We start from the raw sequence: 9,255 nt of genomic DNA, 5'->3' as shown, positions 1-9,255 counted from the left end.
CCCCTCACCCTAACCCTCTCCCCGGAGGGGCGAGGGGATTGCTCAGTGCTCGCATTAATTTGTGGGGAACCCTCAGCCCATGGGGAGAGGGAGAAGGGCACGTACCGTAGGCCGGGTAAGCGCAGCGTCACCCGGCAGGATTTTAAAAGCGCGTGTCCACGGCTGAAGCCAGCTTCTCCAGCAGCAGCTCGCTGTCTTCCCAGCTCAGGCACGGGTCGGTGATCGACTGGCCGTACACCATTTGCTGTCCGGCGACGATCTTCTGCGTGCCTTCTTTGATAAAGCTCTCCGCCATAATTCCTGCAATGGCGGTCGAGCCGCTGCGGATCTGCTGGCAGACTTCATCGCAGACGTCCAGCTGGCGGCGGTGCTGTTTCTGGCAGTTGCCGTGGCTGAAATCCACCACCAGATGCTCCGGCAGGTCAAATTCCGCCAGCGTTTCGCAGGCGGCGGCAATATCTTCTGCATGGTAATTCGGTTTTTTACCGCCACGCATAATGATATGTCCGAACGGGTTGCCGCTGGTCTGGTAGATGGTCATCTGGCCGTTTTTATCCGGGGAGAGGAACATATGGCTGGCGCGTGACGCGCGGATGGCATCAACGGCGATGCGGGTATTGCCGTCCGTTCCGTTTTTGAAGCCCACCGGGCAGGAGAGCGCCGACGCCATTTCACGGTGGATCTGGCTTTCGGTGGTACGCGCGCCAATCGCGCCCCAGCTAATGAGGTCGGCAATAAACTGTCCGGTCACCATATCCAGAAATTCGGTAGCGGTCGGCACGCCCAGCTCGTTAACCTGTAGCAGCAGCTTACGCGCCAGCGCAATGCCGTGATTCACCCGGTAACTACCGTTCAGATCGGGATCGGATATCAATCCTTTCCAGCCCACGACGGTACGCGGTTTTTCAAAGTAGGTACGCATCACGATCTCCAGGCGATCCTGATACGTGCCGCGCAGCGTCTGAAGGCGTTGTGCATAATCCATCGCCGCGTCCAGGTCGTGGATGGAGCAGGGGCCAATTACTACCAGAAGACGTTTGTCTTCACCATTGAGAATTTTTTCGATGCGGCGACGGGAGGCCGTCACATGGTCCGCTACCTCGGCGGAAACGGGGTGCAGCCGGGCCAGCTCAGCCGGGGTGACCAGGCTATCAATGCGCGCGGTGCGCAGTTCGTCGGTTTTGTTCATGGAATGTCTCAGAAATTTTTTGCTTCATCGGCAGACTACCGGGAAGTGATGGGCATCACCTTAAACCAATCCCTGCTGATTTCAAGTTCGGGGCACGTCGCCCCGAGGATGGCATGATAATAACTGAAACTGGATTAATGTACTAGCATATTAGTACATGCGGCGATTCAGTCCCATGATATCGAGGATCTTGGTGGCAATTTCTTCTACTGAATAGTTGGTACTGTTCAGCCAGGGGATCTGATTTTTCCGGTACAGCGCTTCGACTTCGGAGACTTCCATTCGGCACTGGCGCATTGAGGCGTAGCGGCTGTTCTCGCGACGTTCTTCGCGGATCGCCGCCAGTCGTTCCGGGTTGATGGTCAGCCCAAACAGCTTATGCTGAAGCGGCTTGAGCGCGGCAGGCAGCACCAGGTTGTCCATATCATCGGCAATAAAGGGGTAGTTGGCGGCGCGAATGCCAAACTGCATTGCCAGGTAAAGGCTGGTGGGGGTTTTACCGCAGCGCGACACGCCAAGCAAAATGACCTGCGCCTGGTCCAGATTGCGCAGCGAGATCCCGTCGTCGTGCGCCAGAGTGTAGTCAATGGCGGCAATACGCGCATCGTATTTGGTCAGGTTGCCGGGGTTCAGCCCGTGGGTACGGTGAGCGATCGGCGTCGGGTCGAGCTTCAGCTCGCTTTGCAAGGGTGCAACCAGCGCCTGCACGATATCCTGACAGAAGCCCTCGCTTTGCAGAATGATGTTGCGGATCTCAGGGATCACAATGGAATAGAACACCAGCGGACGAACACCGGTCTGCTGGTAAATGGCGTCGATCTGGTCCTTGACCGCTTTGGCCCGGCTCTCGTTTTCCACGAACGGCAGCGTGATGCTGTTTATCGACACGGGAAACTGCGACATCACCGCGTGTCCCAGCACCTCGGCGGTAATCGCCGTCCCATCAGAAATATAAAAAACGTGGCGATCGACAGCATTATCCATTTTATCCACCCTGAATAGCGTACGTAATTGCCTGAAAGCATAAATTAAAAAAGTTAATTGCACAGCAAAGAACTTATCTGAATTTAAAATGAAATGGTGTTTTTGATTTTCCTGAAAAGTGGATTTCATTTTCTGATTAGCGGCGTTATTTCTATGGTTTTTGCCGGAATCTATAGGAATCATCGGGTTAGCGAGTGCGGGGAAACTGTCCGAAAAGTTGAAAATTTAAATTGCTTACACGATTCACCGTTTTTTTAGCGGAAATAAATATGCCAGTATAAATACGTAGTCAGGTGTTTCTTACTCCGATCAAATATCACAAAAGGATTGTTTCGATGTCCAACAATGGCTCGTCACCGCTGGTGCTTTGGTATAACCAACTCGGCATGAATGATGTAGACAGAGTTGGGGGCAAAAATGCCTCCCTGGGTGAAATGATTACAAATCTGTCCGGTATGGGTGTCTCCGTACCAAACGGGTTTGCCACAACCGCCGATGCGTTTAACCTGTTTTTAGACCAGAGCGGTGTAAACCAGCGCATTTACGACCTGCTGGATAAAACGGATATTGATGATGTCACCGAGCTTGCCAAAGCCGGCGCGCAAATCCGCCAGTGGATTATCGACACACCTTTCCAGCCGGAACTGGAAAAAGCCATCCATGACGCCTACAACCAGCTCTCCGCTGACGACGCGCAGGCCTCCTTTGCCGTGCGCTCTTCCGCTACCGCGGAAGATATGCCGGATGCCTCTTTCGCCGGACAGCAGGAAACCTTCCTCAACGTCCAGGGTTACGAGGCGGTACTGGTGGCGGTGAAGCATGTGTTTGCTTCCCTGTTCAACGACCGCGCCATCTCCTATCGCGTGCATCAGGGCTATGACCACCGCGGCGTCGCGCTCTCCGCAGGCGTACAGCGCATGGTGCGCTCCGACGTAGGCTCTTCCGGCGTGATGTTCTCTATCGACACGGAATCCGGCTTCGACCAGGTGGTGTTTATCACCTCCGCGTGGGGTCTGGGCGAGATGGTGGTGCAGGGGGCGGTGAACCCTGACGAATTCTACGTGCACAAGCCTACGCTGGCGGCTAACCGTCCGGCAGTGGTACGCCGCACCATGGGCTCGAAAAAAATCCGCATGATCTATGCCCCGACGCAAGAGCATGGCAAGCAGGTCACCATTGAAGATGTGCCGCAGGAGCAGCGGGATCGCTTCTCGCTCACCGACGCCGAAGTGGAAGAGCTGGCGAAGCAGGCGGTGCAGATTGAAAAACACTATGGCCGTCCGATGGACATCGAGTGGGCCAAAGACGGCCACACCGGCAAGCTGTTTATCGTGCAGGCGCGTCCGGAAACCGTCCGTTCGCGCGGTCAGGTCATGGAGCGCTACACCCTGCACGCGCAGGGCAAAATTGTCGCGGAAGGCCGCGCAATCGGCCACCGCATCGGTGCCGGTCCGGTGAAAGTGATCCACGACATCAGCGAGATGAATCGCATTCAGCCTGGCGACGTGCTGGTGACCGACATGACCGACCCGGACTGGGAGCCGATCATGAAGAAAGCGGCTGCTATCGTCACCAACCGCGGTGGCCGTACCTGCCACGCGGCTATTATCGCCCGTGAGCTGGGGATCCCGGCGGTGGTCGGCTGCGGTGACGCGACCGAACGCATGAAGGACGACCAGAACGTGACGGTCTCCTGTGCCGAAGGCGATACCGGTTACGTGTATGCCGATATCCTCGACTTCAGCGTGAAGAGCTCCAGCGTGGATACCATGCCGGACCTGCCGCTGAAAATCATGATGAACGTCGGTAACCCGGATCGCGCGTTTGACTTCGCCTGCCTGCCGAACGAAGGCGTGGGCCTGGCGCGTCTGGAATTCATCATCAACCGCATGATCGGCGTTCACCCGCGCGCGCTGCTGGAGTTTGACGACCAGGACGCGAAGCTGCAAAACGAAATCCGCGAGATGATGAAGGGTTACGACTCGCCGAGAGAGTTCTATGTCGGCCGCCTGACGGAAGGCATCGCCACGCTCGGCGCGGCCTTCTACCCGAAACGCGTGATCGTGCGTCTGTCGGACTTTAAGTCCAACGAATATGCCAACCTGGTGGGCGGCGAACGCTACGAGCCGGAAGAAGAGAACCCGATGCTGGGCTTCCGCGGCGCCGGACGCTACGTGTCGGAAAGCTTCCGCGACTGCTTCGCGCTGGAGTGCGAAGCGGTAAAACGCGTGCGCAACGACATGGGGCTGACCAACGTGGAAATCATGATCCCGTTCGTCCGTACCGTGGATCAGGCGAAAGCGGTGGTGGATGAGCTGGCGCGTCAGGGGCTGAAGCGCGGCGAGAACGGGCTGAAGATCATCATGATGTGTGAAATTCCGTCCAACGCCCTGCTGGCCGAGCAGTTCCTGGAGCACTTCGACGGCTTCTCCATTGGTTCGAATGATATGACGCAGCTGGCGCTCGGCCTGGACCGCGACTCCGGCGTCGTCTCTGAGCTGTTTGATGAGCGTAACGAGGCGGTGAAAGCGCTGCTCTCCATGGCCATCCGTGCGGCGAAGAAACAGGGTAAATATGTCGGGATCTGCGGGCAGGGTCCTTCTGACCATGAAGACTTTGCGGCCTGGCTGATGGATGAGGGGATTGATAGCCTCTCCCTGAACCCGGACACCGTGGTGCAAACCTGGCTGAGCCTGGCAGAGCTGAACAAGTAAAACCTGCATAACCTGAAAAAGGCGAGGATATCTGTCCTCGCCTTTTTTATTTTCCTGCGAATATGCTCACCATCACAAATAAAGCAAAAAACCAAATATCATAATTTATCTGTTAATTTAGACAATTGTTAGTGGGCAGGGCGTTGCTAATACTTGAGCCTTACCGCGTACATCCGTCGGGATGATGCGCGACTGGTTGAAATACGTTTTAACCTGATAAAAAGGCAAATAACAATGACAATCTCCTCTGTATTACGTACCAAAGATAAAATAGGTTATGGCCTCGGTGATATGGCCAGCGCGCTGGTCTGGCAAACGGCAACGTTATTTCTCGCGTATTTCTATACGGACGTATTCGGTTTGCCGGCGGCCATTATGGGCACCATGTTTTTAGTGGTGCGCGTGATCGATGCGTTTGTCGATCCGTGCATTGGCGCGCTGGTGGACCGCACTCAGACCCGCCACGGTCGTTTTCGTCCCTGGCTGCTCTGGTTTGCCATTCCGTTTGGCGTGAGCTGCCTGATTACCTTCTACGTACCGGATGCCGGGCAGACGGCGAAAATTGTCTATGCCTGCGTAACCTATGCCATCCTGAGCCTGATCTACTCCGCGATTAACGTTCCATACTGCGCCATGCCCGGCGCGCTGACGCTCGACCCGCGCGAGCGCCACTCGCTGCAATCCTGGCGCTTTGGCCTGTCGTTTATCGGCGGGTTGATTGTAACGGTCATCGCGCTGCCGCTGGTCTCATTATTAGGTCAGGGGAATGTGCAAAAAGGTTATTTCTATGCCATGAGCCTGATGGGGCTGCTGGGTATTATTTTATTCTTCTGCTGCTTCTTTATGACCCGGGAGCGTTACTCGCCGCGCAATGACACCTCCGGCTCGATGCTGACGGATTTAAAACTGCTGGCCGCCAACAGCCAGTGGCGAATTGTTTTTCTGTTTAATATTTTACTGTTAACCGCCGTCGTGACGCGTGGCTCTGCGACCATGTATTACGTTAACTATGTTCTGTTACGCCCTGAACTGGTCTTTGCCTTTATTGTTTCCGGCATGGTGGCATCCTTAAGCGGCGCATTATTATCTGAACGCCTGCTGGGGAAATTTGATCGCGTACGTGCCTATCAGTGGACCATTATTTCTTTCGTTATTTTTGGCGCGTTGATTTTCTTCATTCCTCCTTCGCAGGTGTGGCTGATATTCGGTCTGAATATTGTGTTTAGTTTTATTCAGAACCTGACCACGCCGCTGCAATGGACCATGTTCTCCGATGTGGTGGACTACGAAGAACACCGCAGCGGCCGCCGTCTGGACGGGCTGGTCTTTTCTACCGCCCTGTTTGCCATCAAGTTTGGGTTGGCGCTGGGTGGGGCGGTAGTCGGTTGGGTGCTGGGCATGGTGGATTACGCGCCCGGACAGGCAAACCAGGCGCCTCACGTCCTCGCAACCATCAATGCCCTGTTCACCCTGATCCCCTGCGCGCTGTTCCTCTGCATGGTGGCGCTCCTTGCTATCTACAAACTCAACAGCCGACTGGTGGATTCCATTGCCCGTGAGCTGGCCAGCAAGCGAGAAATTCGAAACGATGCGGGGCAGCTCAGCCCGGTAACCCAATCCGCACTACAGGAGTAAACCATGACTGTGATCTACAAGGACGCGGGACGTCCCGTACACGAGCGTGTCGCTGATTTACTGGCGCGTATGACGCCGGAAGAGAAATTTGCCCAGATGCACGCGTACTGGCTGATCCTCGATGAACACGGCAACCACCGCGAGCGCAGCGATTTGAGCGATGAGTTCGCCGGCGTGAGCGAACAGGCGTCCCTCAGCGAAAGGCTGAAGCTGGGCGTCGGGCAGATCACCCGTCCGCTCGGCACGCACATTGTTGATGCAAAAACCGGCGTGCGTGCCGCTAACCGCCTGCAACGTATGATGATGGAGGAGACCCGGCTCGGCATTCCGGCGCTGTTTCATGAGGAGTGTCTGGTGGGGCTGCTGTGCAAAGATGCAACCCTGTTCCCGTCGTCGCTGAACTACGGTTCCACCTGGGACCCGGCGCTGGTGCAGCGCGCGGCGGAGCAGATTGGCAACGAGGCCCGGTCTGTCGGGTGCCAGCAGGGGCTGGCCCCGGTGCTGGATGTCTCGCGCGATGTGCGCTGGGGACGGACGGAAGAGACCTTTGGGGAAGATCCGTGGCTGGTAGGGGTGATGGCGACGGCGTACGTGAAGGGGTTGCAGGGCGATAAGCGCGATCTGCTGGCGACCCTGAAACATTACGTGGGGCACTCCTTCAGCGAAGGGGCGCGCAACCATGCGCCGGTCCATCTGGGTTTCAGCGAGCTAAACGATACCTTCCTGCTGCCGTTTGAGATGGCGGTGAAGCTGGCCAACGCCGGTTCGGTGATGCCGGCCTATCATGACATCGATAATCAGCCAGGGCACAGCGACCATTTCCTGCTCACCACCGTGCTGCGTGAACAGTGGGGCTTCGACGGCATTATTGTCGCGGATTACGGCGGCGTCAGCCTGCTGCACCAGCACCACGGGATTTCTCACGATCCAGCAGAATCGGCGGCGCTGGCGTTTAACGCCGGGCTGGACGTGGAATTGCCGAAGGATGACTGCGCGCGTCATCTGGCGGAAGCGGTAGAGCGTGGGCTTATCTCAATGGCGAAAGTGGATGAGATTGTGGCGCGCGTGCTAAGTGAAAAATTCCGTCTCGGGCTGTTTGAAAAACCGTACGCCGACGAAAAAGGTATCGATTTGCAGAATGAGGCGACCCGGCAGGTGGCGCGCGAGGTGGCAACAAAATCGATCACGCTGCTGGAAAATAACGGCATTTTGCCCCTCGGCGGAAAACCCCGTGTAGCGGTAGTGGGGCCGACGGCGGACGATCCGCTGGCGTTGCTGAGCGGCTACAGCTTCCCGGTTCACCTGATCATCAGCGATATGGTTGAAGAGACCTCGCAGGTGACAACCCCGCGCGCGGCGCTGGAACAGTACCTTGGTGCATCGCAGATACGTTACGCCAAAGGGTGCCACATTATTGAAAAACGGATGGCGGGTGCGCCGGTGTTCCCGGGCGACAGCGGCGGTAAACCGATGCAGCAATCGCCGGTTTCACAACGCACGGATTTGATCCCCGAAGCCGTGAGCGCGGCAAAAGAGAGTGACGTGGTGGTGGCCTGCGTGGGCGACCTCGCCGGGCTATTCCAGAGCGGCACCGTGGGGGAAGGATCGGATACCGATTCGCTGAATCTGCCGGGCGTGCAGCAACAGCTGCTGGAGGAGCTGGTGGCAACCGGCAAGCCGGTAATTGTCGTCATGACGGGCGGGCGTCCTTATAACCTTCAGGGGCTGGAAGAGAAGGTGGCCGCGCTGATGATGGCCTGGGCGCCGGGGCAGGAAGGGGGCTGGGCGATTGCCGATATCTTAACCGGCCGCGCGGAGCCGCAGGGCAGGCTGGTAGTCAGCGTGCCGAAAAACGCCGGGGCGATGCCGTACTACTATAACCACAAGCTGAAAAGCGGCGGCACGCCGTTTGCGTTCCATTTCGGCGCACTTTACCCGTTCGGTTACGGTCTTGGCTGGACGCAGTTTCGCTGGAGTGCGGCGCGTCTCGCTGAAAGCCACGTCCCGGTCGACGGAGAGGTGGTGTTAAGCGTCGATGTCAGTAACATCGGGGAGCGCAGCGGCAGCGAAGTAATACAGGTGTACGTGCGTGACAAAGTCGCGACGCAGGTTCGTCCGCTTCAGGAGCTGAAAGCGTTTCAACGCGTTACGCTTTCACCGGGAGAAACCGCCACCCTGACCTTTACCTTGCCGGTGGAGATGTTTAATTTCACCCGCCGGGACGGGAAGCGAATTGTCGAGCCAGGTGAATTTGAGCTACAGGTTGGCGCGTCCTCGGCGGATATACGCGAGGTGGTGAACGTGCAGGTGACCGGGGAGACGCGGGTGCTGGAGGGGGAATGGCAGATGTTGAGTAGGAGTGAAATTTGTAAAAATTAATATTCAGGACTCGCCTGGCCACAAAGGCGAGTCCTCTTTCAAGCAATCAAAAGAGGAAAATGAACTTACAAAGCACTAATAACTTAAAAAAATAGTTCGCATAAGAATAGTCTTAGCCGCCTTGCTCTGAGCCTGGAACTGATATAGCTACTCCTCACCGTCTGCTGGTTGCAAGACTGCGCCAGATAGCCTGATAGGTTTGATTAGCTATAAAAGATGAAATTTAAATGAATATACGGACTCTGTCTGATTTAAGTTCCCTGTGCAACGGCTACATGACAACGCAATGCAGGGAAAACGAAGAACTACAGTGCATAGCGTCAGAACTCAGGATTCAATAAGTAACTGGAGAGG

The 9,255-nt window shown here is 56.4% G+C and carries 5 protein-coding genes; 3 read left to right on the top strand and 2 right to left on the bottom strand.

Annotation, left to right across the window (positions count from 1 at the left end):
• Positions 1-142: 142 nt before the first annotated feature.
• Together aroH and ppsR are read right to left on the bottom strand one after the other, a co-directional pair.
• On the bottom strand, positions 143-1,189 hold the full coding sequence (gene aroH / locus INF86_RS07055) for a 3-deoxy-7-phosphoheptulonate synthase AroH (RefSeq protein ID WP_045309066.1): 1,047 nt from the start codon (positions 1,187-1,189) through the stop codon (positions 143-145).
• Between the two features lie 150 nt (positions 1,190-1,339).
• Complete coding sequence (ppsR, locus tag INF86_RS07050; RefSeq protein ID WP_017384644.1) at positions 1,340-2,173, bottom strand: posphoenolpyruvate synthetase regulatory kinase/phosphorylase PpsR; 834 nt, start codon at positions 2,171-2,173, stop codon at positions 1,340-1,342.
• Between the two features lie 335 nt (positions 2,174-2,508).
• On the opposite strand from ppsR, the gene ppsA reads away from it, so the two are divergent.
• The 3 genes from ppsA (at position 2,509) to INF86_RS07035 (ending at position 8,901) form a co-directional block, all read left to right on the top strand.
• Positions 2,509-4,887: a phosphoenolpyruvate synthase gene (ppsA, locus tag INF86_RS07045; RefSeq protein ID WP_023305974.1), complete on the top strand. Its 2,379-nt coding sequence runs from the start codon at positions 2,509-2,511 to the stop codon at positions 4,885-4,887.
• Between the two features lie 234 nt (positions 4,888-5,121).
• Positions 5,122-6,522 carry an MFS transporter gene (locus tag INF86_RS07040; RefSeq protein ID WP_022647853.1) on the top strand — a complete coding sequence of 467 codons (1,401 nt, stop codon included), beginning with the start codon at positions 5,122-5,124 and terminating at the stop codon, positions 6,520-6,522.
• Positions 6,523-6,525: 3 nt separating this feature from the next.
• A complete protein-coding gene (locus INF86_RS07035) occupies positions 6,526-8,901 on the top strand; it encodes a glycoside hydrolase family 3 N-terminal domain-containing protein (protein WP_058677983.1) in 2,376 nt (791 codons plus the stop codon).
• Positions 8,902-9,255: the final 354 nt, after the last annotated feature.

Origin of the sequence: Enterobacter cloacae complex sp. I1M (assembly GCF_014982425.1) — a bacterium.
GTDB classification, from domain to species: domain Bacteria; phylum Pseudomonadota; class Gammaproteobacteria; order Enterobacterales; family Enterobacteriaceae; genus Enterobacter; species Enterobacter intestinihominis.
Note: the sequence above shows the minus strand (reverse complement) of the source record. Positions and strands in the feature narration are given on the sequence as shown.

What these genes read in the sequence shown, in the direction of transcription:
- aroH (WP_045309066.1), bottom strand. Translation starts at nt 1,189, where the DNA reads ATGAACAAAACCGACGAACTGCGCACCGCGCGCATTGATAGCCTGGTC.
- INF86_RS07035 (WP_058677983.1), top strand. Translation starts at nt 6,526, where the DNA reads ATGACTGTGATCTACAAGGACGCGGGACGTCCCGTACACGAGCGTGTC.
- ppsA (WP_023305974.1), top strand. Translation starts at nt 2,509, where the DNA reads ATGTCCAACAATGGCTCGTCACCGCTGGTGCTTTGGTATAACCAACTC.
- INF86_RS07040 (WP_022647853.1), top strand. Translation starts at nt 5,122, where the DNA reads ATGACAATCTCCTCTGTATTACGTACCAAAGATAAAATAGGTTATGGC.
- ppsR (WP_017384644.1), bottom strand. Translation starts at nt 2,173, where the DNA reads ATGGATAATGCTGTCGATCGCCACGTTTTTTATATTTCTGATGGGACG.